Annotated in this window: 24 protein-coding genes; 9 read left to right on the plus strand and 15 right to left on the minus strand. The window is 63.3% G+C overall.

Translation table 11 applies throughout. The features are described 5' to 3' along the window. Positions 1–70 precede the first annotated feature (70 nt). From AC1DKY_RS09440 to AC1DKY_RS09455, 4 genes are all read right to left on the minus strand, one after another. Positions 71–406 (minus strand): antibiotic biosynthesis monooxygenase family protein, encoded by a 336-nt coding sequence (locus tag AC1DKY_RS09440; RefSeq protein ID WP_441602884.1) that lies wholly within the window; start codon positions 404–406, stop codon positions 71–73. A 155-nt stretch (positions 407–561) separates the two neighbouring features. Then, the gene (locus tag AC1DKY_RS09445; protein ID WP_477179901.1) at positions 562–1,143 is read right to left on the minus strand and encodes a TetR/AcrR family transcriptional regulator; all 582 of its coding nucleotides are present in this window, start codon (positions 1,141–1,143) and stop codon (positions 562–564) included. 33 nt (positions 1,144–1,176) lie between these two features. Then, complete coding sequence (locus AC1DKY_RS09450) at positions 1,177–1,668, minus strand: DUF302 domain-containing protein (RefSeq protein ID WP_441602886.1); 492 nt, start codon at positions 1,666–1,668, stop codon at positions 1,177–1,179. A gap of 69 nt (positions 1,669–1,737) precedes the next feature. After that, on the minus strand, positions 1,738–3,213 hold the full coding sequence (locus tag AC1DKY_RS09455; protein WP_441602887.1) for an amidase family protein: 1,476 nt from the start codon (positions 3,211–3,213) through the stop codon (positions 1,738–1,740). A gap of 764 nt (positions 3,214–3,977) precedes the next feature. On the opposite strand from AC1DKY_RS09455, the gene AC1DKY_RS09460 reads away from it, so the two are divergent. Then, entirely contained in the window at positions 3,978–4,409 is a 432-nt protein-coding gene (locus AC1DKY_RS09460; RefSeq protein WP_477179902.1) for a tetratricopeptide repeat protein, read from the plus strand. Between the two features lie 77 nt (positions 4,410–4,486). On the opposite strand, the gene AC1DKY_RS09465 is transcribed toward AC1DKY_RS09460, so the two are convergent. Then, positions 4,487–5,560 (minus strand): LysR family transcriptional regulator, encoded by a 1,074-nt coding sequence (locus tag AC1DKY_RS09465; protein WP_441602889.1) that lies wholly within the window; start codon positions 5,558–5,560, stop codon positions 4,487–4,489. 324 nt (positions 5,561–5,884) lie between these two features. Between AC1DKY_RS09465 and AC1DKY_RS09470 the strand changes: the two genes are divergently transcribed. Next, a complete protein-coding gene (locus AC1DKY_RS09470; RefSeq protein ID WP_441602890.1) occupies positions 5,885–6,649 on the plus strand; it encodes an SDR family oxidoreductase in 765 nt (254 codons plus the stop codon). A 136-nt stretch (positions 6,650–6,785) separates the two neighbouring features. Beyond that, positions 6,786–7,607, plus strand: a complete 822-nt coding sequence (locus AC1DKY_RS09475; RefSeq protein WP_441602891.1) for an alpha/beta fold hydrolase — start codon at positions 6,786–6,788, stop codon at positions 7,605–7,607. Between the two features lie 51 nt (positions 7,608–7,658). On the opposite strand, the gene AC1DKY_RS09480 is transcribed toward AC1DKY_RS09475, so the two are convergent. Next, entirely contained in the window at positions 7,659–8,609 is a 951-nt protein-coding gene (locus AC1DKY_RS09480) for an RNA polymerase sigma-70 factor (protein WP_441602892.1), read from the minus strand. Between the two features lie 340 nt (positions 8,610–8,949). Here AC1DKY_RS09480 and AC1DKY_RS09485 point away from each other — a divergent pair, with 340 nt between their 5' ends. Then, the gene (locus AC1DKY_RS09485) at positions 8,950–9,831 is read left to right on the plus strand and encodes a hypothetical protein (protein WP_441602893.1); all 882 of its coding nucleotides are present in this window, start codon (positions 8,950–8,952) and stop codon (positions 9,829–9,831) included. 139 nt (positions 9,832–9,970) lie between these two features. On the opposite strand, the gene AC1DKY_RS09490 is transcribed toward AC1DKY_RS09485, so the two are convergent. Next, positions 9,971–10,747, minus strand: coding sequence for an SDR family oxidoreductase (locus tag AC1DKY_RS09490; RefSeq protein ID WP_441602894.1), 777 nt, complete (start codon positions 10,745–10,747; stop codon positions 9,971–9,973). A 383-nt stretch (positions 10,748–11,130) separates the two neighbouring features. Between AC1DKY_RS09490 and AC1DKY_RS09495 the strand changes: the two genes are divergently transcribed. After that, a complete protein-coding gene (locus AC1DKY_RS09495; RefSeq protein WP_441602895.1) occupies positions 11,131–11,553 on the plus strand; it encodes a cupin domain-containing protein in 423 nt (140 codons plus the stop codon). A 33-nt stretch (positions 11,554–11,586) separates the two neighbouring features. Here AC1DKY_RS09495 and AC1DKY_RS09500 read toward each other — a convergent pair whose 3' ends face one another. From AC1DKY_RS09500 to AC1DKY_RS09520, 5 genes are all read right to left on the minus strand, one after another. Next, the gene (locus tag AC1DKY_RS09500) at positions 11,587–14,172 is read right to left on the minus strand and encodes an ATP-binding protein (protein WP_441602896.1); all 2,586 of its coding nucleotides are present in this window, start codon (positions 14,170–14,172) and stop codon (positions 11,587–11,589) included. Between the two features lie 77 nt (positions 14,173–14,249). After that, positions 14,250–14,600 (minus strand): DUF4242 domain-containing protein, encoded by a 351-nt coding sequence (locus tag AC1DKY_RS09505; RefSeq protein ID WP_441602897.1) that lies wholly within the window; start codon positions 14,598–14,600, stop codon positions 14,250–14,252. Between the two features lie 316 nt (positions 14,601–14,916). Next, positions 14,917–16,203: a c-type cytochrome gene (locus AC1DKY_RS09510; RefSeq protein WP_441602898.1), complete on the minus strand. Its 1,287-nt coding sequence runs from the start codon at positions 16,201–16,203 to the stop codon at positions 14,917–14,919. Then, a complete protein-coding gene (locus AC1DKY_RS09515; RefSeq protein WP_441602899.1) occupies positions 16,200–18,476 on the minus strand; it encodes a xanthine dehydrogenase family protein molybdopterin-binding subunit in 2,277 nt (758 codons plus the stop codon). The genes AC1DKY_RS09510 and AC1DKY_RS09515 overlap by 4 nt, the downstream gene beginning before the upstream one ends. Before the next feature lie 41 nt (positions 18,477–18,517). Next, complete coding sequence (locus AC1DKY_RS09520; RefSeq protein WP_441602900.1) at positions 18,518–18,997, minus strand: (2Fe-2S)-binding protein; 480 nt, start codon at positions 18,995–18,997, stop codon at positions 18,518–18,520. Between the two features lie 211 nt (positions 18,998–19,208). Between AC1DKY_RS09520 and AC1DKY_RS09525 the strand changes: the two genes are divergently transcribed. Both AC1DKY_RS09525 and AC1DKY_RS09530 read left to right on the plus strand, forming a co-directional pair. Further along, positions 19,209–20,306, plus strand: a complete 1,098-nt coding sequence (locus tag AC1DKY_RS09525; protein ID WP_441602901.1) for an XdhC family protein — start codon at positions 19,209–19,211, stop codon at positions 20,304–20,306. After that, on the plus strand, positions 20,303–20,935 hold the full coding sequence (locus AC1DKY_RS09530) for a nucleotidyltransferase family protein (protein ID WP_441602902.1): 633 nt from the start codon (positions 20,303–20,305) through the stop codon (positions 20,933–20,935). Before AC1DKY_RS09525 ends, AC1DKY_RS09530 begins: the two co-directional genes overlap by 4 nt. 13 nt (positions 20,936–20,948) lie before the next feature. On the opposite strand, the gene AC1DKY_RS09535 is transcribed toward AC1DKY_RS09530, so the two are convergent. Next, positions 20,949–22,025, minus strand: a complete 1,077-nt coding sequence (locus AC1DKY_RS09535) for an AraC family transcriptional regulator (protein ID WP_441602903.1) — start codon at positions 22,023–22,025, stop codon at positions 20,949–20,951. Positions 22,026–22,154: 129 nt separating this feature from the next. On the opposite strand from AC1DKY_RS09535, the gene AC1DKY_RS09540 reads away from it, so the two are divergent. Both AC1DKY_RS09540 and AC1DKY_RS09545 read left to right on the plus strand, forming a co-directional pair. Further along, entirely contained in the window at positions 22,155–22,961 is an 807-nt protein-coding gene (locus AC1DKY_RS09540) for an acid phosphatase (protein WP_441602904.1), read from the plus strand. A 61-nt stretch (positions 22,962–23,022) separates the two neighbouring features. Further along, positions 23,023–24,492 (plus strand): flavin-containing monooxygenase, encoded by a 1,470-nt coding sequence (locus AC1DKY_RS09545; RefSeq protein WP_441602905.1) that lies wholly within the window; start codon positions 23,023–23,025, stop codon positions 24,490–24,492. A gap of 273 nt (positions 24,493–24,765) precedes the next feature. Here AC1DKY_RS09545 and AC1DKY_RS09550 read toward each other — a convergent pair whose 3' ends face one another. Both AC1DKY_RS09550 and AC1DKY_RS09555 read right to left on the minus strand, forming a co-directional pair. Then, positions 24,766–25,284, minus strand: coding sequence for a TlpA family protein disulfide reductase (locus AC1DKY_RS09550; protein ID WP_477179903.1), 519 nt, complete (start codon positions 25,282–25,284; stop codon positions 24,766–24,768). A 21-nt stretch (positions 25,285–25,305) separates the two neighbouring features. Then, the gene (locus AC1DKY_RS09555; protein ID WP_477179904.1) at positions 25,306–25,500 is read right to left on the minus strand and encodes a hypothetical protein; all 195 of its coding nucleotides are present in this window, start codon (positions 25,498–25,500) and stop codon (positions 25,306–25,308) included. Between the last annotated feature and the right edge of the window lie 19 nt (positions 25,501–25,519).

The following is a 25,519-nucleotide window of genomic DNA, read 5'->3' on the forward strand; positions in this document are numbered from 1 at the left end:
TGGGATGTCCCCCTGGGTAAAGCGGAAGCGCAACTCGTGGCAAGGAGTGCTCAACCGCCGAGCCACCTTGTCACTGTTTTGCGACTTGTGGGGCAAACGTTCTTGCGACGATGTATGCGCCAGGCTCAAAGGTAGCGATCACCAAAGCTTCAGTTAAATAGGGGATCGCGACAGGATCTCCGCGCATGGCCTGATACGCTTCCATGCTCTGCCATTGGGCATACATCGTGACTTTGGTGCCATCCAGACTGCGGTGCAAAGCGGCAGAAACGAATCCGCTTGCATGACGCACGGATAGATCAGTTGCTTGAGTCAGAAGATCAATAAGCCTTTGCTGGTTGTCTGGACTCACCGTAAACACATTGATGAAAGTCAGAAAGCCGGTCTCTTCCGAGATGATTGTCATAGCAATGGTCACCGTCAAGCGCGCGTGGTGAGGTTAGCCAAGGATTCTGGATGGATTGATGGGTGCTACGTGCTTCTTCGTAGAGCACGGCACGATCCATCTAACGGGCCGTCCCTCCAATTTCCAGATGTTGCTTCGGCAGTTTTTTCAGAACATCAAGCGAACTGAGTGTTAGCAAGTAGCAGTGCGGCTTCAACGCCGCCCGCTAAGATTTTCTCCGCACTCGCCGTATCTGCCACCGCGCGCGCAAACTCGAGTGTCCCCACCATGAGTGCGAAGATGGCTGTCGCACGGCGATGAGCGGCGGCAGAATCAGGGTTTTCAAGCTGGCCCGCCAACAGCGAAACATAGCGGCTCAACCCCTGCTCATAGGCCTCCCGAGTTGGCTGAGGCTGCCGTGCGATTTCCGGCAGAAGTGCCGCCGAAGGACAGCCAATTTGCGGTGCTTTAAGGTGATCCGGGCTCAAATAGCCACGGATGATGGCCTCAAGATTGAGTCCCGCGCGCAGGTCCTCTTCAAGGCGAAGTTGCTGGCCCCCGAGCGCGTCGACCAATGCGTCGCGAACCAGTTCTTCCTTCGATTCGAAGTGGGTGTAAAACGCTCCATTCGTGAGGCCAGCCTCGCTCATAATTCCGGCGATTCCTGCGGCCGATACCCCATCGCGGCGGAAACATCTCGAGGCTGTCTCGAGTATCTGGCGCCGTGTCGTTGCTTTTTGACCTTTCTCGTAACGCATCGCTCTTTTCGCTCTTGAGATGTGCCTTCGATTTCAGCCCGCAGCTTCTTCTAGTAAAGCCCTGAGATCGCGATCAAGCTGTAGTGCCACCTCGTCGACTTCGTCACTGCCGAACTGCCCAAAAACGAAGGCAGGCCGGTCGTATTCGAAAGCGACTTGGCCACTCGTATCCTCTCGCAGCAGAACGCGGACCGGTGCGTATAGGCCAGCTGACAATTGGTGGCGGGTCATCTTGGAGGCTGTAAGTGGATTTCCAATATCGTACTGAATGGAACGGCGTTGGAGTCCTGCCACAGCTAGCAGCGCGCCGTGATCACGCTGAGAGAAAATAGACAGCGCGGGACATGCTTCCAGTTCCTGAAGTGCTCGCTTGCCTTCACCGTAGCGGAGCAGGACGAAGATCCCATCGTCCATGCGGGGGGCCAAGGATGAGAGCTTCGCTCGAACATTCTCGAAGGGGTTTGCAGAACTGATGGTGACGTGCTCGACTGAAATCGTGCGCACAGAATACGTTGCGTTTGACATGTGGTGATCCTTCCTATTGCTAGCGCGAGATGGAGTCGGCCCCTCCCGCAATGGAAAGGGGCCCGAGGTTCAGAACGTACCCGCCTGGGCACCCAAAATGGCCTCAATGCGACGAGCTAGGCTCAGCAGGGCGCGGTCGCTTCGCAAAGGGGCATCGAGCTCAAGGCCGATGGGAAGCCTGTCACTCGACAAGCCCATCGGCAGGCTGATGCCCGGCAAGCCCACACTGCTTGCGGATACCGTGTTGGCTGCTAGGGCGAGATAAGTGACGTCTTTGCCCGCGATGGTGAAATTTGTCTGCTGGTCGATCAGTGGTGCCGTGCTAGGCGTGGTCGGCTGCAGAATTGCCGCGGCTCCTTGCGCCACGAATACCTCGTCCAGCCGACGCTGGATTTCCGGACGACTGACCGTTAGCGCTGTTTGATAGGCCTCTTGGGAGATCGCGCCCCCGCCACCGGGCAACACCATGTGTCCCCAAACGTCGCGTAGCTCGGGCTTGAGGGCCTGATAGATCTCATCGAACGTCGTCGGGATTTGATGGCGGCGAACAAACTCCGAGACCGCGCCCATCGTTTCGTGGAAGAAGATGCCCCACGTTGCGGAATGGATGAGGGCGCCGTAGTCGTCGCCAAGATCCACCTCAATCAGTTCAGCACCCGCGTGCCGAAGCTGTCGAAGTGACTCATGGAAGCGAGCTTCGACTTCCGGATCGACCAGATCGAGGAATTGCCTCGGTGCATAAGCCAGCCGGACGCCCGTCAGGTCGTGTCCGCCCTTGAATGACTCCCTGTCCCGTTCGCCGGTCACGACCTGATCAACCAGCGCGATATCTTCGACGCTGCGTGCAAACACACCGGTCGTATCGAGAGTATGGGAAATGGGGGCCACACCGGTGCGCGGCCATCGACCCGTCGTCGGCTTGAAGCCCACTACGCCAACAAGGGAAGCCGGCACGCGGATCGAGCCAACGGTGTCACCACCCAAAGAGGCCGGGACAATGCCGGCGCCCACAGAGGCGGCGGAGCCACTCGAAGAGCCTCCGGTCACCCGATCATGCGCGTGTGGATTCTTTACTTGCCCGAAGTCTCCGTTGCTGCCTGTCAAACCGAAGGACATCTCCACGAGGTTGTTCTTGCCGAGTACCAATGCGCCGGCATTCTTAATCGCGCGGACAGCATCTGCATCCTCTTCTGGTACGAAGTGGCGGAGGCCGCCGATCCCCAGGCTCGTTGCCAACCCCTTCGTCAAGTAACTGTCCTTCACGCCGATCGGAACGCCCAAGAGCGGGGCGGCCGAGCCGGCAGCGCGCGCTTTATCGGCGTCTCTTGCTGCGGCTAGGACGCCGGCTTCATCAACGCTGATGAATGAGTTGAGTTCGGTCTGCGTTCGCGCCTGCTGCAATAGGGCAGACGTGTAGGCCTCGGAGGTAACTTCGCCGCGGCTTATGGCAGCGGCGGCCTGGGCGAGCCCGAGCATAGTCAGGTCACTCGCCCCTGCCTGCGCGGGGCGGCTGGAGATATCGGTGGCGGCGGTTGTGTCGTTCATAAAAGCCTCGCATGAGCGGAATGATGTGCCGTTGTCATGGCCGCGCAGGGCGCCACCGCGATACCATTACGATCATCATATAACATGATGATCGTAATTCAATAGGCCAAATTCAGCCCGCAAGCAGAGCGCCCAACACGAGCGCGCCTTTCAGACGGTGCTAGAACCCTCTCCCGCAGTTATCGCGAACTGCGCATTTCTCGCCCAGTTGGTAGCCGTCACGCCTGCTTTTCAGTCGCGGCGAAAGCTCGTGTAGCAGGGGTCGCCGACGCCTCGTCCAAGTTACGATTTATTAATATACTGGTAGGTATAGTTATTCCATGTCGAGAGACATCAGTCCCACTGCTTAGCCTGGCTTCCCCTCCTACCTAAGCAAACTAAAGATGGATGACCCAAAGCCCGCAGGCTCCCCTTGCGGGCTTTTTATTTGCCGATACCAAGGAGGGCGCAGTACAGACTATTGAATCCTGTACGCCCCAAATGCTGCGATTTGATATGTGATAACCGACAGATTTCAAATGACATGTACAAACTAAGCGAACTGTTTGTGCGCATAGTCGGTGCCGGTGGCTCACCAAATCCACAAACCATGAAGCCCTGAAAGGTACGAACTATGAGGTTCTGTCCATTGATGGTCAGGCCGCCGCGGTTTGCATGTGCCTGCACCAACGATGGCGAATGGGGTGTCACCCGAGGAACGAGCTGGTGGCCATCCTGGTTACCATCTATTTTTTGCCTGTTGGCACCTGACAAGGGGCAGTACCGTGGCAACGAAAGACGCCAACGCGAAGAAAAAATGGGAGGCCGCGCGCGCCGAGCAGATGGCCCGGTCGTTTCTGGAGTCGGCGTGTTATCTGGATGACCTGGGCGAACTCAGGCAGTCGATATCGCTTTTGAAACGGGCGGCGTCGATGGGCAACATCGAGGCTCAGGTGAATCTCGGCGTTGCTTTGGCATTCGGCACTGGCATCAAAGCCGACCTGGAAGCATCGCGCCGGTGGCTCAAGCGGGCTGCCAGCCAGGGCAGCCCTCAAGCGGCCTATAACCTTGGCGTCGTTTATCGAAAGCATCGCGATCTGAGATCGGCCAAATATTGGTTTCAGCGCTCTCTTGAGCTCGGGGACGAGGACGCGCAAGAGGCCTTGGATCAAATCAGGATGACCCAAACAGGGGCGCAAGGTCCCCGGAAACGGTGATCGCTCTTCACTGAGGGCGCGCGTCTGTTTTTCTGGATTTGCACGTGGCGCCAACAGGGCTGGCGAGCTTTGTCACACTACGGCGAGGTTCTGCGGGCACCCTGGTAAACCGGCAGGGTGACGACATCGGCGAGGGCGTGAATCGGCTCGTTCGCGGCTGTCGCCGGTGGCGAAATGCCTGCCACGTATTGAAGGTCGAGTGCGCGGATCGCCTCGGTGACATAATCGATGAATACGCGGATCCGCGCCGGCAGATGCTGCCTGCTCAGGTAGCACAGGTAATGGCCGCGATCATCGGGGGCGTAGGACTCAAGGCAGGGGACCAGCCGCCCCTCGCGCAAATGGTCGGCGACTTGATAGCCGGCGAGTTGCGCCATGCCGACGCCGTCGAGCACGCTCTGCAGCACCAGCCCGACGTCGTTGAACGTACAGATCGATGGCGGCGCCAGCTTGCGCCGCTGACCGTCCACGTTGAACTCCCAATCGGCGATACGCCCTGACGCGGTGCGGAAGTTGATGCAGGTGTGGTTGGCCAGATCGTCCACACCCTGCGGCGCACCATGTCGCCGCAGATAGGCAGGCGAGGCGCAGACCAGCATCTGCATGGGAACCAGCCGCTTGGCGACGATCTGGCTGTCCTCGAGTTGGCCATCGCGGATGGCGACGTCGACGCGGTCGGTGGTGAAGTCGGTCGGACGGTCGTCGAGCAGCAGATCCAGCGTTATCTCGGGATAGCGGGCGCGAAAATCCGCCAGCAAGGGCGCCACGATCTGGCGTCCAAAGCCCATCGAGGCGCTGATGCGCAGATGTCCGCGCGGAGGCCCTGAACGCAGTTCGCGCATATCCTCAAGCGCCTGCACGATGCGCTGCACGCCCGGGTGGCAGTTTTCGTAAAACAGCTCGCCCTCGCGGGTCAGCGAGGTGCTGCGCGTGGTGCGAAGAAACAGCCTCGCGTTGAGCTGGGCCTCGAGCTTGCGGACACTGCGGCTGACCGCCGAGCGCCCGATGCCCAGGCGATCGGCCGCACGCGCGAAGCTCCCTTCGGCTGCCACGGCAATAAAGGCAACGACACCGGCATAACTCGCCGTGAAGCTGCACGCCAGCGTATCGGTGACATCGCCCTGCGGCTTGCCATCATGGTTGAGTGTCATAGGCGCGATACCTGCTGGTTTTCAAGCTGATGAGCGGACGGTGGCTCGCAGAGAGCCGCCATCGGCTCTCCCCGTACGGTCTAGTCGTATGGGGCGGCGCTGTTGTGACAGGAGCGGCGGGGCGGGGCCCTTCGCTTCACGGCGCACGCCACCCAAGGGACATAACATTGGTGCGTGACCGGCCATTAGATGTGTACCCCCATGCACCTACTGACGCCGACTCGCGTCACCTAGCATCGGCGAACAAGCGGCCGCGGTATCGCCTGCCGTTCCTGCGCATACCGCACCCGACCACGTTTAGACGGACGACAGTCGAGGTTCCTCATGAAAATCGTTGTGATCGGCGGCAATGGCCTGGTGGGACGAAACGTCGTTCGACGGCTCCGGGCTGGCGGACACGACGTCACGGCGGCTTCGCGCTCGACCGGCGTGGATATCGTCACCGGGGTGGGCGTTGACGAGGTGCTGGTCGGCGCCGACGTGGTGGTCGATGTCAGCAATTCGCCGAAGCTCGAGGGCGATGCTCCGCTGGCGTTTTTCCAGACCGCGGGAGTCAATCTGCTGCGTGCGGAAGCCGCGGCGGGCGTGAAGCACCATGTGTCGCTGTCGGTAGTGGGCACCGATCGCCTCGTCGATAGTCCGTATTTCGTGGGCAAGGCGATTCAGGAGGCGATGATCCAGCGCTCTGGCATCCCCTACACCATCTTGCACGCGACGCAGTTCTACGAGTTTCTTCTGCGCATCGTCGAGCTGAGCGTGTATGAGCAGGAGCTCAGTTTGTCGCCCGCTTATATCCAGCCGGTTGCCTCAGCCGACGTCGCCGTCGCGATGGCCGAACTTGCCGTACAGCCTGCGCGCAACCGCATGATCGAAATGGCGGGTCCCGATCGCGTGCGGCTTTCCGAAATCATCCAGCGCTTTCTCACCGAGATCGAAGCGCCGTATGACGTGGTCACCGATCCGCTTGCGCCGTACTTCGGTGCAACGCTGAAAGAGGACTCGCTGCTTCCACACGACGGCGCCCACCTGTGCACCACGAGTTTCCCTGCCTGGATCCATCAGTCCGAATACTGCGGCGCCGACTGGTAGTGAAAGACGGCACGCGTCGCGACCAATACGTCGCGATTGATGCCAGGCAAGCAACACCGCAGCGCTCTTGGCGTATCTACCGATGCTTGATCCCGTTGCCTAATCTGCAGGCTGACGAAGCACGGGAATACGCGCGATGAGCACCATCACCACGAAAGACGGTACGCAGATCTATTACAAGGATTGGGGCAGCGGCCCCGTCGTCACCTTCTCGCACGGATGGCCATTGAATGCCGATGCATGGGATGGGCAGATGCTCTTCCTGGCGCAGAACGGCTATCGCGTGATCGCACATGATCGCCGGGGCCACGGGCGTTCCAGCCAGTCGTCGCAGGGCAACGACATGAATGGCTATGCGGACGATCTCGCGGAACTGTTCGAAGCTCTCGATCTGCGCGACGTGACCATGGTCGGTCACTCCACCGGCGGCGGCGAAGTGGCGCGCTATATCGGCCGACACGGCACAGGGCGTGTAGCCAAGGCTGTTTTGATCGGCGCAGTTCCACCGGTCATGCTGCAGAGCCCGACGAATCCGGAAGGCCTGCCCTTGAATGTATTCGATGGCCTGCGCAGCGCCCTGCAGCGCGACCGTTCGCAGTTCTTCAAGGATTTCGCGCTGCCGTTCTACGGCGCCAACCGCCCCGGCGCGCAGGTCTCGCACGGTGTGCTGCTGCAGTTCTGGCAGTGGAGCATGCAGTCGGGGTTGAAGAATGCCTACGAGTGCATCAAGGCCTTTTCCGAAACCGACTTCACCGAGGATCTGGCCAGGATCGACGTGCCCACGCTGATCATGCACGGTGAGGACGACCAGATCGTGCCCATCGCGGCCTCGGCGCTGAAATCGGTGCACATGATCGAGGGCGCGCGCGGCATCTACTATCCGGGCGCACCGCATGGCATGACCACCACCCATCAGGATCAGGTCAACGCGGATCTGCTGGCTTTCCTCAAGCTCTGATCGTTGCCGTGGGCCAGGCCGGCGGTAGGTCGTCGACGATCATGCCGCCGGTCAGGCTCGTGCTGAGGAAAACAGCGGGACGCCAAGTTCGGACGCGATGCGCGCCAGCTTGTCCGGATTGCGCTGAACGAGTACGCGGACAATGCGGTCGCCGTCGGTTTCCACGGTTTGTACCGACTCCAGTGCGTCATGGATGTAGCGCAGCACGCTGAGCTCGCCATTGATCGAGGCCAGGTCGATGCGAAGTGCGCTCTTGTAGCGCAGATTGGATGCATAGAAGAGCTGCGCGATGCGCTGACCGCCAAGCAGCGGCCTGGGGAAACTGGTTTCCCTGCCGCCACCGTCGCCGATCAGTTCGGCCTGGTCGGCCAGCATCGCCTTCAGCAGCTTGAACTGTCCCAGTGAGAGTGCCTGCGCGAATCGTTCCACGATGCGACCGTGTGCCTCGGGCGATACGGCGTACTTGGGCTCTCCCTCGCGCAGCTGGGTCTTGGCCCGATGCACGATCTGGCGCGCGGCCGCTTCGTTCTTGTCGATCGTTTCGGCGATGTCGGCGTAGCCCACGTCGAAGATCTCGTGCAACAGAAACGCTGCGCGCGCTTCTGGCGAGAGGCGCTCGAGCATCGACAGCAGCGCCACGGAAACCTCGCCGTGACGTTCGTGGATCTGTTCGGGGGTGGCCGGGCCATCGCTCAGGATCGGCTCGGGCAGCCAAAGGCCGACATAGTGCTCACGCCGGGCCTTCAAGGAGCGCAACCTGTCGATCGCCACGCGCGTGGTGGCAGTCACCAGCCATGCTTCAACGTTGTTGACGGCCGCCTGATCGGTGCCGTGCCAGCGCAGCCACACATCCTGGACGACATCTTCGGCGTCGGCTACGGAGCCGAGCATGCTGTATGCAATCGCCTGCAAGCGGGGACGAAGACGATAGAAAGTGGCGTTGGCGTCGTTCACAGCAATGAGTGCCGAGCTGGCCCTTTTGACGTGGTAAACCCGAGTCACTGCGCGGCGCAAAGGGCGGCATATCGCGCAACGTCATGCCGGCCACGGGGATCGGAGGCCAGTATGCCGTATTTCGCTGGCTCCCAGCATCGGACTTCAGTCATAGCTCAACGCATGCCCGTGGCAAACACGAAGCATTGATGAGGGCGTCGATATCATGTGACGGGTGTCGCTGGCCATCGACGGCCAAGACGGATCTCTGCGCTGGATCAGCAGCAGTCCCCATGCACTGGTTCCGGCAGGGAAACACGGTAAGCCCCTCCAGCTACCTGCGATGCATCGGCCGCGTGAGGCATGATGCACGCGCCGGTGGCGCATACGAAAACGTTCGGGATAAGCCATGTCACAAATCAAACGAATTCTGCTGCAGACGACGATCCCTTACGCCGCCGACGATTGGCATATCGGTCGCTTCAGCCTGTTGCACGCGTATCTGGCCGGTCTGCGCAGCGACGACGGATCGCCGCTGTTCGAGGTCAGTGCGCGCGATCGGGATGCGCTCGGCAAGCCCGATAGCGTGCTGTCGCAACTGGACACTTCGGACATCGATGAGTTGTGGCTGTTCGCGGTCGACACCGGCGACGGGCTGACCACCGAGGACTGTGCGGCGATCGGACGCTTCCGCCAGCGTGGAGGCGGCATGCTGGTGGCACGCGATCATATGGACCTGGGCAGCTCGGTATGCACCCTGGGCGGCGTCGGTGCGGCGCACTTCTTCCATTCCAAGAATCAGGATCCCGATGCGTCGCGGCATCAGATCGACGACACCGTCACCACCAATATTTCCTGGCCCAATTATCACTCCGGCTCGAACGGCGACTTCCAGACCATCGAACCGAGTGAACCCATCCATCCCGTGCTGGCCGATCCGGCATCGCCGACGGGCGCGATCCGCTACTTGCCTTCGCATCCTCACGAAGGCGCGGTGGGCAAGCCTGAGCACGACGACACGGCGCGTGTCATTGCGACGGGGCGCAGCGCCGTCAGCGGACGATCGTTCAATCTGGCTGTGGCGTTTGAGCCATCGCAGTCCGGTGGCCCCGCCATGGCGCAATCGACCTTCCATCATTTTGCCGACTACAACTGGGATCCCTCCAAAGGCTCGCCGAGCTTTGTCAGCGAGCCACCCGGCAGTGGGCTTGCTCATTCGACCGATGCGCAGCAATCGATCAGACAATACATGAAGAACCTGGCCCAGTGGCTGGCTGGACGGATGCCTTAGCAGTTCATCGTTCGCGGTGCCCTTGCTGCTACTGCGTTGCGCGCCAGGTGCAACGGCGCCTTCATGCTGTCGTGTCCAGCCGATGACAACATGAAGGCGCACCACTCATTCGAGCAAGACATCGGCAGCAAGCCGATACTCAGCCTGCCGCTCCCTGCTTGGCGTAGATCGAGCGCGCAAACCACGTCTTGAAGTCCTGTTTGCCCAGCCGTGCGCCGTCGCCCGGCAGCAAGGTGCCCGGCTCCAGCACGGCACCGAAGTAGGGCGCCTTGGGATCGGCGATGACCTTGCGCGTATCGCCGATCGCCGTGAGGAAGCGCTGCACCCACTCCGCCATCGGCGCCTTGTCGGGGCCGCCAATTTCCACGATGCCGTTGGCCGGCGCGGCGAGCACGACGTCGGTGACGGCATCGGCCACGTCATCGGAGGCAATCGGCTGCATCAGCCCGCTGGAAATATGCAGCTCCTGTCCCTTGGTGCCGTCGCCGGCGATGCCGTTGAGGAATTCGAAGAACTGGGTGGAGTGGATGATGGTGTAGGGAACACCAGCAGCGCGTATCCCTTCCTCCTGGGCCACCTTGGCGCGGATATAGCCGCTGGCCGCAAAGGCGGGACGCCCGGTGCCCACTACCGACAAGGCTACGTGATACTTCACGCCTGCCTTTTTCTCGGCGGCGGCAAGGTTGCGTTGGGAGGTCTGGAAGAAATCCATCACCGCCTTGTCTTCGAACGAGGGCGAGTTGGACAGATCCACCACCACGTCCGTGCCCGCCATGGCCGCATCCAGGCCTTCGCCGGTAAGCGCATTGACACCCGTGGACGGCGCCGCGGGTACCGCCTCGTGACCGTGTTTGCGCAAGCGCTCGACGACCTTGCTGCCGATCAGTCCGGTACCACCGAGTACGACGATTTTCATGGGAATCCTCCAGTTTGCGTTGACGCCAATGGCGCCTCTTGGGTTGAGCTCAGGCGTGGCTGTCGGGTGTCGATAAACCGCTCGCGGATTCACCATGTTGAAGCGGCGCATGGATCGGTACGGTCATCAAGCCGCAGGTCGATAGCCATACTCGGGTAGGCGCGAAGCTGCCGTCTTCGTCCCCGGCACAAGGCGTGCGACACAGCCAGCCTCTCTCGATAGACGTTTCAGCGACGTCGCCTGTGACAGCATCGGAAGACTGATGCGCACAAGGCAACACGGCGAGCCTGCCAAGGTATCTAGTGGCAGCGCTGCATCGTACTTAGGCTGGGCTCCGGAGTGGCCCTACGCCGGCCACTTGCGCCATTCAAGAGGAAACCTCCATGCGCATGTTCAACACCTTAGGCCTGCTGTGCCTGCTCGCTTGCCCCGCCGTCATTACCCAACAAGCCTTCGCCCAGAGCTCTCCCGCCGCACCGCAGGCGCAGGTCTCGGACCTGATGACCAAGGCGCTCAAGGACTACCCGGGCAAGGAAGGCAAGATGATCCTTGTCACCTATCCGCCGGGTTCGGTGGATCCCGTCCATCGCCACTTTGCGCATGCCTTCGTCTATGTGCTTGAAGGCTCCATCGTGATGAGCCTGAATGGCGGCAAGGAAGTGACGCTGGGGCCGGGCCAGACCTTTTACGAAGGGCCGGAGGACAAACACACGGTGGGCCGCAACGCCAGCACGACGCAGCCGGCGAAGTTCGTGGTGTTTCTGCTGAAGGACCAGAACAAGCCAATACTCACGCCGGTGCAGTGAGTTCCCGCCGAGCTGAAGGGCTGATCGCGTCGCTCAGTGCGTCTCGCCCAGCCCCAGCCGGCCCGCCTGCGCCACCGCCTCGCCCCGCGAACGCGCGTCGAGCTTGCGCAGCACGGCGGACACATGGTGTTCGACGGTTTTCTCCGAGCGTGCGATGCGTCCGGCGATTTCGGTGTTGGACAGGCCCTGGGTGAGCAGGTCGAGGATCTGCAGTTCGCGCAGGGTGAGTCCGGCAGGGTTCGCCGAGGTGCTGGCACGCGGGCCGCGCGTGACGCCGCGCATGCCGGCGCGGCACAGCCAGTCGCGGCAACGCCGAAGGCTGGCCGTGGCTTTGAGTGACTCGAGTGTGGCCAGGCCTTCGGCGATGCCATGCTCGTCGCCCTCGAGCAAAGCCAGCGCGCGCTCGTAAGGGCAGCCCATGCCCTGCCAGGCCATGGCCGCTTGCTGCCACTGGCCATCGCGCTGCCACGCATAGTTGGCTTCGATCTCGCCCGGGCTCGAGCCGCCCAGCCCCATCCATCGACGCCAGAACAGCAGTTCGCCCAGCGCGCGCGGATCGCCCAACTCTTCGGCCAGTCGGATGGTCTCGCGCACGAAGGGGTCGTCGCCGGTCTCGTCGCCCGCCAGCCACGCGGCTTCAGCACGCGCTGAGGCTACCGGCGCGAGACGCTGCAGTTCGCCGGTGGCCCACGCCAGTTCGGTGACTTCTTCCAGCGCGGCGGCAGCACCGGGATCGCCCCGGCGCAAGCGGATCCGTGCCAGCACGGTGAGTGCGGGGATGCGCGTCACCGGCGTCACGTCGCTGCGCGTCAGCAATTGACTGGCGAGCTGGCCGGCGGCATCCCAGCGGCCCAATTCAAAATCGACGCGGGTCTGCAAGGCCACCACGTATTGCGACCATGAATCGAGATCGCGGTCGGAGAAATACACGGCGGCCTGACTGATATACCACTGGGCATCGGGATAATTGCGCGTGGTGACCGAGCTGCTGGTGAGGTTGGCGTAGGCGCGCGCCACGTGTTCGCCATAGCCGTGTTCGGTGGCGATGGCCAGACTGCGCTTGAGCATCTCCCGGCCATCGGGATGACCGTGCACGGCGCGCGCGGTGCCGACATTGTTCAAGGCATGCGCCAGCACTTCCGTGTTGCCTTGCTGCTCGGCCATCTCGATCGCGCGCTTGCCCCAGGCCACCGCTTCGGCGGTGCGATGCGACAGCATGCGCATCTGCGATCGATTGCTGAACGCCCATGCCAGCTCTTCGTCGGCATGGATGGACTCCAGCAACTGCGCGGCGCGATTGCCGTAGACCTCCGCTTCGGCATTGCGCCCGGCAAACCAATACATGCGCGATAGCCAGCGCAGCAAATGGCCTTCCTGGCGGTCGTCGCCCAGCTTCTGCCAGATCGCCAGCGCGGCCTCGTTGGAGTCGATGGCGCAGTCGATCTGGCTGGTGAGATAACACTGATAGGCGTGCCGCTCGAGCAGGTCGGCCCGCTCCTCGTCGGCCAGCCCGCCTGCATGCGGCAGCGCCTTGCCGTAGAGCCAGGCGGCATCGCAGTGCGCGCCATGCGCGGCGGCGTCGTCCGCGGCCTTGGGTGCGTACTTCATCACCGCCGCGCAGTCGCCTGCGCCGGCGGCGTGATGCACCAGGCGCGCGACGGCGACGCCATCCCCCAGCGTCTCCAGATGATGCAGCAGGCGTGCGTGCAACGCGGTCGCCACCGGCGCGGGCAGCGCCTGCTCCATCGAGATGCGCGCCAGTTCATGGCGCCACGCATAACTGCCGCCTTCGGCCACCAGCAATCCGGACGCGAGCGCGCCAGCCACGACTTCGTCGCTGGGTGCGAGCAGCGCCTCCACCAGCGAGACTTCGATGCGCGCCGGCACGATGGCGGCCAGATCCAGCAACTCGCGCACGGCCGGTGACTGCCGTCCTGCGCGAGCCAGCACGGCGTCGCGCACGGAGGCGGGCAAACCTTCCGCCGACAACGCTTCGGTGACAAAGAATGGATTGCCGGCGGTGGCTGCGAACAAACCTTCGGACGGATGGCCGGTGCGCCGCGCCATGTCCACTACGGCCGCCTCCGTCAGCGGCAACAAGGGCACGCGCACGGCGACTTCGCTCGGCAGGTCGCCGCACAGCATGCGCAGCGGATGCCGTGCGTCGAGTTCATCATCGCGATAGGTGAGCACCAACAGCGCACGCACACGTTCGATGCGCCGCGCCAGGTATTTCACCAGATCCAGCGTGGCGGCATCGGCCCAGTGCAGGTCTTCGAGCACCACCAGGGTGGTGCCATCGAGCTCCTGCAGATCGGTGAGCACCGAGGCAAATAGTTCCGCGCGACGGCCTTCGCGTCCGAGCAGATTGCGCGTCTTGCTGGTGAAGGCGTCGGCGATGTCGTAGAACGGCCCGAGCGGGCGGGGCGAAAACAACGCTTCGCACCCGCCGATCAGGACACGCCCATCGCTGTGAGTCGAAGCCAGGCATCGCGCCAGAGACGTCTTGCCGATGCCTGCTTCGCCATACACCAGTGCGGTGCGGCCTGAGCCTTGTCGCGCGAGCTCGAGAGCATCCCGAAGCCGCCGCAGGGCGTAGTCACGCTCGACCAGTTCCAACCTGCCATCCTCAACGCTGGATCAACGTTCGCACCGACCGGGGGGAGGGTGGGCGAAACCTGCATGGCGTCGTTCCGTCAGAGGAAATAGCGGAACGGTCGCCACGGTGCTCTATAAACCGTACGCGTCGCCGATGCACGACTGGCTCCCGCCATACTCAAATAGAAATAGGGGTTGAGTACGGAGATTTCGGTGATCTGATCTACAGGGAGCTCGTTACGGCGGGCCACCTGGCGAATCGCCTCGGGCGTGGGAGCATCGTAGACGCAAAAGGTCCGGGTCTTGTCCTCGCTGACGTATGAGTGCAGCCAGGTGACGCCTTCCTGGGCATTGGTATTGACGATCTCGACGCACTTGGCGGCGCCGCTGGCGTTGGTGGGCAGGGAAAGGCCGTTCGGGAAATAACGTTCGACGATATAGCGCGGCATGACATTGTCCTCGTAAGAATCGCGGCTTGGGCTCAAGCGGCGATCACAGGCTACGAGTTGGCATGCGCTGCAACATCGGGAGTTTCCCCCAATTTGCGCGGAGCCTCCCCTCATTTTGCGCGACCGGTGTTATCGCGGGTGTTTCATTGAAGCAACGATTTAGGGGGTCGATGGTCGCAATGCGAACTGCGACATGTGAGCTAAACGCAGTTTGCGCGAATGCGCAAAGTACGCCTTTTGGTCGATGCTGTTCCCGTCGAATTCGCTGTCACGACATAGAGAAACGTGGCGATCATGCCGCGTCGTTGCAACGACTTCACCGCCGCTTGGCCACGTCCTCTGCGCTCAGCGTGCCCTGCTGTCCACCGAAATGACTGACCACATAGTTCGACAGCGCAGCCACTTCGGCATCGGAATACGCACGACCAAACGAAGGCATGAACACCTCCTGGCCGCCGACATGCAGCGACGAGCCATTGAGGATGATCTGGGTGAGATTGGTGGCGTGCGGATCGCGCACCGAACGCAGCCCGGTGAGCATTGCGTAGTTGGTCTGGCGACCCTGGCCGCTTTCCAGATGGCAACCGGCGCAGGCGCCGACGAACAGTTGTTCGCCTGGGCTCGCCGTGGCGGCGGTCGCTGTGGGCGCCGCTGCAGCCGCGACTGGCGGCGCACCGCCTTGTTGGGGTTTCACATCGCGCAGATACGCAACCAGCGCGGCAAGATCCGAAGGCGTCAGGTGTTGCAGGCTGTAGCCCACCACTTCACCCATCGGCCCGGATGCGGTGCCGCGTCCTGCCGCATGCCCTTTGGAGAAGTAATCGATCAGCTCCTGGTCGCTCCATGCACCAATGCCATGCTCTTTGTCCGAGGTGATGTTGTAAGCCTGCCAGCCCTGCAGCTCGGCACCGGCCAATGCCTTGCTGCTGTTCATGGCGAAACCGACGTTGCGCGGCGTGTGGCATTCGCCGCAATGGCCTAGCGCCGTGGCGAGATACGCGCCGCGATTCCACGCTTCGGGCTTGCCTTGTTCGGGCTGGAAGCGATCCTTCTTGAGAAAGACGGCATTCCACAAACTCAAGGTCCAGCGCTGGTTGAACGGGAAGGACAGCTCGTTGGGCCGCGCCGGTGCATGCACGACCGGCAGGCTGGCAAGATAGGCCCGGATGGCGACGATGTCGTCTCGGCTCAAGGCCGTGTACGAGGTATAGGGGAAGGCGGGATACAGCGGCCGCCCTTGCTTGTCGACGCCGGCATGCAGTGCACGCACGAATTCGTCGTCGCTCCAGTCGCCGATGCCGGTTTCCTTGTCGGCGGTGATGTTGGACGAGTAGATGGTGCCGAATGGCAACTTGAACGCCACGCCGCCGGCAAACGGCTGGCCACCCGGTGCGGTATGGCAGCCCTCGCAATCGGCCGCGCGCGTGAGGTATTCGCCGCGCGCCATGGTGGCGGGGAGATCCGCCGGCACGCCCGCGCCCTGGGGCTGGGTGGCCTGTTCGTTGCCGCCATGGGTGACCGTGATCAGCGCGTACGCGGTGAACACGATGGCGATCAGCACGACGACGCCGACGATCGTTCCGATGATGCGCCCGATTTTCATGTGACTATCCCCGGCTGCTCAGCGACGCCACCCGGCGTGGATGGTGCAGGGTTCGCTGCCGACAGCACCGACTTGAGTGCGTTCTTGTCCTGCACCAGCGCCGAGCGATCGATCGGCAACGTGCGCAGACGCACGCCGGTTGCCGCAAAAATCGCGTTGGCCAGGCTGGGCATCGCCATCACCGTGCCGGTTTCGCCGATGCCGCCCGGTGTTTCCTTGCTGGGTATCAGGTACACCTCGATCGGCGGTGTCTGATTGAGGCGAAGCACGCGATAGTCGTTGAAGTTGCGCTGCTCTACGGCGCCGTCCTTCAAGGTGATGCCGCTGTACAGCGCTCCGCTCCAGCCGAAAATCACGCCACCCTCGATCTGCGCTTCGACGGTATTGGGGTTGATCACGGTGCCGCAGTCGACCACGGCCACCGCTCGCTTCAAGATCACTTCGCCCTGTGGCGTTACTTCGACGTCGGTGATCACGCACAGATAGCTGCCGAACGGTGCGGCCAAGGCGATGCCGCGGCCATGCCGTGCCGGCACGGTTTCGCGTCCCCAGCCAGATTTTTCGGCGGCCAGTTCCAGCACGGCTTTGGCGCGTGGGTTGTCAGCAAGGATTTCGCGCCGATAAGCCATCGGGTCCTTGCCCGCCGCATGCGCCAGCTCGTCGATGAAGCTTTCAACGACGAACACATTGTGGGTCGGCCCGACGCCGCGCCACCAGCCAATCGGTATCCCATTGGGCATGTCGTGTCGAACCCAGTCCACGCGCATATTGGGGATCTGGTAGGGAATGTCGGCGGCGCATTCGACCAGGTCCGAATCAAGGCCGTTCTTGCCCATCGCCCCGGGAGCGAACGTCGCCAGGATCGACGGGCCGGTGGTGCGATCCGTCCACGCGATCGGGTGCCCTTTATCGTCAAGCGTTGCGGAGATGCGATCGTAGTAGGCCGGCCGATAGCGATCCTGCGTAATGTCTTCTTCGCGCGTCCAGATGATCTTGACCGGATAGTCCACCGCGCGCGCAATCGCCACCGCCTGGCCGACGGAGTCTTCGAACAAGCGCCGGCCGAAGCCGCCGCCCATGTATTGGTTGTGGACCTGGATGCTCTCGGCAGGCAGGCCGGTGACTTTCATCGCCACGTCGACACAGCGTGCCGGTACCTGCGTGCCGACCCAGATGTCGCAGCCATCGGGGCGGACATGCACCGTGGTGTTGATCGGCTCCATCGTCGCGTGTGCCAGCAGCGGCAGCTGATACGTTGCGGAAACCACTTTCCCCTGGACCTTGTCCACCTGGCCTACTTCGCGTCCCAGGATGGGCGTGCCATGTTCGGACGCGTTGGCAAGATCCTTGTACAGCTGCTCCGTGCTGTAGCCGGCACCGGCACCTTTGTTCCACTGGATGGTGAGCGCTTCGAGGCCTTGCTTGGCCGCCCAGAAGTGTTCGCCGATCACCGCGACGGCGTTGTCGATCTTCACCACCTTGAGCACACCAGGTATTGCCAGTGCGCGCTTATCGTCCACCGATGCCAGCGTGCCGCCGAAGGTGGGGCAGGCCTGCACGGTGGCGACCTTCATGCCGGGCACGCGGATATCGATGCCGAACGGCAATGTGCCGTCGACCTTGGCCGGCGTGTCCACTCGGCGCAACGATTTGCCGATGAGTTGAAAGTCCTTGGGATCCTTCAGGGTCGGCTTGGTGGGCGGCGTCACGCTCGCGGCGGCATCAGCGAGCTCGCCGTAGCGCAGCGTGCGTCCGCTCGCCGTGTGCGTGACCACGCCGCGCGCCGCCGTGCACTGCGACGGATCCACTTTCCAGCGCTGCGCCGCGGCTGTCACGAGCATGGCCCGCGCGGCAGCGCCGGCATCGCGCAAGGTGGTCCAGCAGAAACGGATGGTGGTTGAGCCGCCGGTTGCCTGGTCACCGAGCAAGGGATTGGAATACAGCTTGCGATTGGGCGGTGCATGCTCGACGGTGATCTGATCGAGGCCGACATCGAGTTCTTCGGCCAGCAACGTGGCCTGCCCGGTATACGCACCTTGGCCCATCTCGATGCAAGGCATCACCAGTTGCACGCTGCCGTCGGTGTTCACGCGGACAAACGCGTTCGGCGCGAACTGCGGATGATCCGGCTCGAGGCGCGCGCCTTGTGTATATCCCCAAACCCGGCTGGCACCGCCCAGCCACATGAAGGCCACCACCAGTCCGCCCCGCTTGATCAGCTCGCGGCGTTCCGGGTTCGGCAACTCCAACTCGTTATCTACGCGTAGCATCATGGTGAACTCTCGGCAGTCAGCAGTGAACGGAGTGGCCGAACTCAGACGATCGTTTGCGGCAGCGTCAATTGGCCGGTGGCCGCCTGTTTGATGGCAGCGCGGATGCGCACATAGGTGCCGCATCGGCAGATATTGCCGGACATGGCCGCATCGATATCCGCGTCGGTGGGCGTGGGCTTTTCAGCCAGCAACGCCGCGGCCGACATGATCTGCCCGGTCTGGCAATAGCCGCACTGCGCCACCTCGATACCCAGCCATGCCTGTTGCACGCGCTTGCCCAGGTCGGTGGCGTTGAGTCCTTCGATGGTGGTGATCTTCTTGCCGACGGCACCGGTCACCGGCAGCACGCAGGAGCGCACGGCCTGGCCATCCAGATGCACGGTGCAGGCGCCGCATTGCGCCATGCCGCAACCGAACTTGGTGCCATTGAGTCCCAGCACATCACGCAACACCCACAGCAGCGGCATGTCCTCAGGTACGTCGACCTGGGTGTCCTGGCCGTTGATGGAAAGGACGATCATCGGGCTCTCCTTGACGAGACGAGTTCACCGTATTGGGCAACACGCTGGACCACAGGCGGTGACAAGGTCGCGCGGCGCTTGGACGCGACGATGTTCCTCCCGCCGAACGAAAGATCAAGTGAAGGGAGATCCTGCGATCAAGCGTCTATGCACTGGCAGACTACACCGGCTTTGACGCAGCATCGACGTGCCGCGTTGCTGACTTCACGCCATGAATGTCGCCCAGGAATTCGATTCGCTCTACCGCGCCGCCAAGGCGTTGAAGCTCGATCGGGGCACGGGCGAGGCTGCCCTGGTCACCATCACCCGCACGCGCGGTTCCACCTTCCGCCGCGCCGGCGCAAGCATGCTGGTGCATCGCGACGGCAGCATGGTCTGCGAACTCTCGGGCGGCTGCCCGCAGCGTGATATCGTGCTGCGCGCGCAACATGCCATGGATTACGCCGAGGCCGCGCTGGTGGCCTACGGTCGCGACAGCAATTACGACGTGATGATTGAAACCGGCTGCGGCGGCGAGCTCGAAGTGCTGATCGAACCGTGGCACGAAGCGGGCGACCTGCAGTTCCTCGATGCCATCGCCGAGCTGCATGCCAGGCGCATGCCCGGCGTCATGGCCTCGCTGTTCGCGGTGGATGGCGGCGCGATTGCACGTCGTCCCCTGCGTCTGGTTCGCGGCAGCGGCAGCCTGTGGACCAACATCGGGCAGGCTGCACTCATGCAGCAGGTTCTTGCGAACCTGACCACGCAGGCCGTCGCTTCGGGCAGTGCCGTCACGCGCCAGGTGGACAACGAAGGGCAGCGCTACGACGCACTGCTGGAAACGCTGCGGCCGCCGCATGCGTTATTAATCGTGGGTGATAGCGCCGGTGCGGAGCTACTGGCTCAGCTCGGCCATCAACTGGGCTGGCGCACGACCATGGTGAGTACGCGCGAAGTCGCCGATCGCGCGCCCGATGGCGTGCAGCGCGTCTACAAAACTCCCGCAGCCCTGCTCACGGACCTGGTACTGGACCCGCAGACCTCGGTGGTGGTCATGACCCATCGGCTGGAGCTTGACCTAGCGTATGTCGCGCCTCTGCTGGCAACGCCGGTGCGCTATATCGGCGTGATCGGCTCGCGCCAGCGTGCGGGTCAGGTACGAGCGGCCTTCCCGCAGGCCGACGACAGGCTGCATGTTCCAGCGGGCCTCGATGTCGGCTCAGAGACGCCGCAGGAAATCGCACTGGCCATCGCCGCGGAGATACTGGCTCTGCGCAACGGTCGCAGCGGTGGCTCGCTGGTGCATACGCAGACGTCCATACACCCGTGACCGCGACGACGGTTCCAACGGCAGCGGTGATCCTCGCGGCGGGGGAAGCCCGTCGCTATGGCAGCCCCAAACAGCTGCTCTCCATCGACGGCGTACCGATGGTCAGGCGCATCGCCGGCAACGTGCTGGCGGCCGGATTGAGTCCGGTCATGGTGGTCGTCGGTTCGCGAGCGGAGCGGGTGGTCGACTGCCTCAATCAAATGGCCGTCCATACGGTGGAAAACGCCCAGTGGGCCAGCGGCATGGGCAGCTCCATCGCGTCCGGCGTCAAGGCGCTGATGATGCAAGCGGCGCCGCTTCAATCGGTCATGGTGATGCTGGCTGATCAACCCGCCATCCGCGTTGTGGATCTGGAGCGCATGCTTGCAAGGCATGCGCAGTCGCCAGATCGCATCCTCGCCTGCCAGCACGAGGGTCGATTCAGTCCGCCATGCATTTTCCCCTGGAGCCATGCGGGCGAGCTTGCAGCGCTGGATGGTGCGAAGGGTGCACACGTGCTGCTGGAAAGGCACGCAGCCCTGGTCGATGGCTTCCACTTGCCCGCGGCGTTCTTCGACATCGATACGCCCGAAGACTACGCCGCGTGGGAAGCGCAGCGCGGCATGAACCCGATGGATGCATCCAGCTGACGCAGCCGGAATCTCAGGCAGCGTGCTGGCGCGCGCTGCGTGGCGGCATGCCGGTCCAGCGCTTGAACGCGCGACGGAACTCGCGCGGATCGCTGAAGCCGATTTCCAAACCGATTTCGGCCACGCTGAGCGAACCGCCGTGCAGCAATTCCAGCGCGCGTTCGGCGCGCACGCGGTCGTGGATTTCACGGAATACCCGACCGCCTTCGGCCAGCCGGCGGCGCAGCGAGCGTTCGCTCATATTGAGCATGCGCGCCACATCCGGCAGACGCGGTTGATGGCGCAAGTGACTGCGCAGCAGGCGTTCCACCGATGCGACCACTTCTTGCTGCGGCCCTTCGATATCGTGCTGCTGCGTGCACAAGGCCAGCGCCTGTTGCGCCGTCAGCGGGTTGTGCGAGGGCAGCGGATGTTCCAGCCATTGCGCCGCGATCACCACGCGATTGTGGCGTGCGCCAAACAGCAGCTCGCACTGGAAGAAATCCGCATAGTCCTGCACGTGCGCCGGACGCGGATAGGTCAGCTCCAGTCGCAGCGGACGAAACCCGGGACCGGCCAGCTCGCGCGCGATCGCCAGCGAGCTGGCAAACAATTCCTCGCACAGGAAAGGCAGCAGCGGCGCGTCATTGAAGCGCGGCCACACCGCCAGCGCCACTTCGCGCGGACCCACCACTTCGAAACTCACGTCGACCAGGCTGCCGCTCACCCGATGATGGGCGATGCCCACTTTCATGGCGTCGCCGAAGGTGGCCGAGGTCATCATGGCCAGTCCGAGCAGGCCAAAGCTGCCCAGCGTCTCACCGCGTCCCACCGCCAAGCCCAGGCCCGGCTCGCCGGTGGCCTGCAGCGCGCGACGGATCACCGAATGCGCCTGCCGGTAGGAAACGCGCAGGGTAGGGTCGTTCAATTGCTCGCGGGTCAGCCCCGAGCCGGCGAACCAGCCGTCGCAGCGTTGTCCACGCGACAGGGCCAGCTGGGTCAGGTGCACCAGGATGTTCGGTGGCGTTTCGGCCACCGTGTAGCGCGCGTCGGCGCCCAGTGGCGCCGCAGCGGCATCGTCGGTGACCTGGCTGACGACAGCGGACGTCATGAAACGTGGCTCCCACCCCTGAGAGCGCCGGATGATCCGGCGTGATCGCTTGATCTATATCATGGCCTCGCCGCCAACGCCTTATGCAATGCACAAGGCCGGCGTCGCCGCTGCCCGGGGAGAACGCCGATGAACACGCTTTTGCTTGCCTGCCGCCGCGCCGCCTGGCTGGCCCTGCTGCCGCTGGCGGCCTGCGCCCCGGTGCAAACCCCGGTGGCCAAGGTGTCGCCTGCCGGCGCCCGTTCGGTGGCCACCTCGCTGCAGACGGCCGAGCTGCTGCCGGCTGCGCCCAAGGCCGGCACGCCCCGCTACGAGGCCGACCGCCAGATCTTCCTGGCCACCCGCAAACTGCAGGACTCACCGCGCTGGCTGCTGGCACAGCAGGACGTGGACTACGCCACTCCCAAGCTGATGGGCGATTTCAGCTGCGCCATGGGCGTGCCGCTGGACGCGGCGCGGCTGCCCAAGCTCACGGCGCTGGTGGATGCGACCAGCAATGCTGCCGATGCCTCGACCGCGCCGGCCAAGAAAGCCAATCAGCGCCAGCGGCCGTTCCTGATCGACCAGGGCGCGACCTGCCAGTCCACCGTGCAGATTTCGCACAGCTTCGACTATCCCTCCGGCCATGCCACGCGCGGTTGGGCGGTGGGCCTGGTGCTGGCCGAGCTGGCGCCCGATCGCGCGACCGAGCTGCTGCTGCGATCCCGCTCCTACGGCGACAGCCGCGTGGTCTGCGGCGTGCACAATCTCAGTGCGATCGAGGCGGGCGCGATGAATGGCGCTGCCGTCGTTGCCGTCCTGCACGCATCCCCAGCGTTCCAGTCCAGCCTTGCCGACGCCAGGCAGGAATTGGACGCCTACCGCCAGGCCAACCCCAGCACGACCAGCCCCCAGTGTTCCGCGCAAAAGGCCTTGATCGAGCCCACACCGTACTGAGCACGCGAGGCGGCGTAAGCTGCCCACCTGGATCGCTGCGACATGCCACGGAGACGAGTGCATGGATCAGGAGGCTGGCTCCACGTTCGACGTGTTGATCATCGGTGCCGGTCTGTCCGGCATCGGCATGGCCTGCCATCTCGCCATGGATCATCCGCAGCTGCGCGTGGCGCTGATCGAACGGCGCGCCGCGATGGGCGGCACCTGGGATTTGTTCCGCTATCCCGGCGTGCGCTCGGACTCGGACATGTTCACCTTCGGCTACGCCTTTCGCCCCTGGCATGCGCTGGATGTGATGGCCGACGGCGATGCCATCCGCAACTACGTCATCGACACCGCGCGCGAATACGGCGTGCACGACAAGATTCACTACGGCTTGAAAGTGCTCGCCTCCTCATGGTCAAGCGCACAGCGCCTGTGGCGCGTGCAGGTGCTCGACGAGTCGCGCGGCGAAACGCGCGACTTCACCAGCCGTTTCCTCATCGTCTGCACCGGCTACTACAACTACGATCGCGGCTACCTGCCGGCTTTTCCCGGCGTGGATAGATTCCAGGGCCAGTGCGTGCATCCGCAGCAGTGGCCGTCCGGGCTGGATTATCGCGACAAGCGCGTGGTGGTGATCGGCAGTGGCGCAACGGCGGTCACGCTGGTGCCGGCGATGGCGGGAGACGCCGCACACGTGACGATGCTGCAGCGCTCGCCCAGCTACATCCTGTCGTTGCCGCGCTACGACAAGATCTCCGCGGTGCTGCAAAGCTTTCTGCCGAAGTCGCTGGTGTTTCGCATGGCGCGACAGCGGAATATTTTTCTCACGCGGCTTATCTACAAGGCCGCGCGACGCTGGCCGGAAAAAGTGCGCGCATTCCTGGTCTCCGGTGTGCGGCGCCAGCTGGGCGAGGGTGCCGACATGCGGCACTTCACGCCCGTCTATGAGCCGTGGGACCAGCGCTTGTGCGTGGTGCCGGACGGCGACCTGTTTGCCGCGATCAGGAGCGGCAAGGCCTCCGTCGTCACCGATGGCATCGCCACGTTCACGGAGCGCGGCATCCAGTTGGCATCGGGTGAGCATATGGATGCCGATATCGTCATCACGGCCACCGGGCTCAACATGCAGACGCTCGGCGGCATGAAGCTCGACGTGGACGGACAGCCGCGCGTGATGGGCGATCTGGTCACCTACAAAGGCGTGCTGCTGCAGGACACGCCCAACTTCGCCTGCATCTTTGGCTATACCAATGCGCCGTGGACGCTCAAGGCAGATCTTGCGGCGAAATACGTGTGCCGCCTGCTTGCCTATATGCGCGAATGTGGCGCGGAAGTGGTGACGCCGCGTGCGCCGGACGATGAGCGACAGGGCGAATCGATCATGGCTACGCTTACCTCCGGCTATGTGCAGCGTGGTGCGCCGGTGTTGCCCAAGCAGGGGCGTGAGCTGCCCTGGCGGGTGTCGAACAACTACGAGCGCGATTGCGAGATGCTGCTCAAGCAGCCGGTGGCGGATGGGGCGTTGGAGATGGTGACGGTGCGATAGCTTCTTGTGGGAGCGCACCCTGTGCGCGACAACCTCACGGAGCGATACCGACACGGCGCCGCAGTCGCGCACAGGGAAAACCGATTGAACAACTATGAGCGCGATTGCGAGATGTTGATCAGGCAGTCGGTGGCGGATGAGGCGTTGGAGCTGGTGACGGCGCCATAGCTTGTTGTGGGAGCGCACCCTGTGCGCGACAACCTAACGGAGCGATACCGGCACGGCGCCGCCGTCGCGCACAGGGTGCGCTCCCACAGGGGAGAACCTAGCGCATTAAGGACGCTGCACCGCCTTCTTCCACTGCATCACCCACCCTGTGAGATCCGCAAACTGCTTGTCCTGCCCCTCGCGCATCGACATGCCTACCGCCGCACCCGCCACGCGACCCGACGGATCGATCAACATCAGGGTCGGATAAATGCTCACGCCCAGCGTATCGATCAACGCCTGCCCGTCGTGCAGCACCGGCCAGCTCAAACCACGATCGGCCACGAACTGGCGCGCCGTGGCAGCGTCTTCATAGGTGATGGCGACAAAATTCATGTCAGCGTTCGCGTGCGCATAAGCATTGAGCACCGGCACTTCGGCAATGCACGGCGCACATTCGGCGAAGAAGAAACTCACCAGCGTGTAGCGACCGCGCAAATCGCTGAGCCGCTGCGTATTGCCTTTGAGCGACGGCAACTCGAACGGCGGGAAGGCACTGCCGCGCCCAAACGAAAAGCGACCCGCGCCCGTGCTCGTGCCCGGCGGCCGCAAGCGCAGCATCGCGGCATTGGCCTTGCTGTCCATCGTGCTGCTGTAACTGCGGCCCTAGCCGAGCTGCTGCGCGAACGCGGCATAGCTCAGCGGCTTGCCGGCAGCGTCGAGGTAATGGACGTCGGGTGAGGGACCCAGCTGCAAGGTGGCGACGAAGCCTTGCTCACTGCTCCGCGACTCCGCTGCGTGCAGCGGGAAGAACATAAGCGCAAGGGCGAACAGACCAAACAATCGCGAAGCATGCCGCATGCGGGCTCCCTTCGAACAA

This window comes from Dyella sp. 01N448 (assembly GCF_056399225.1).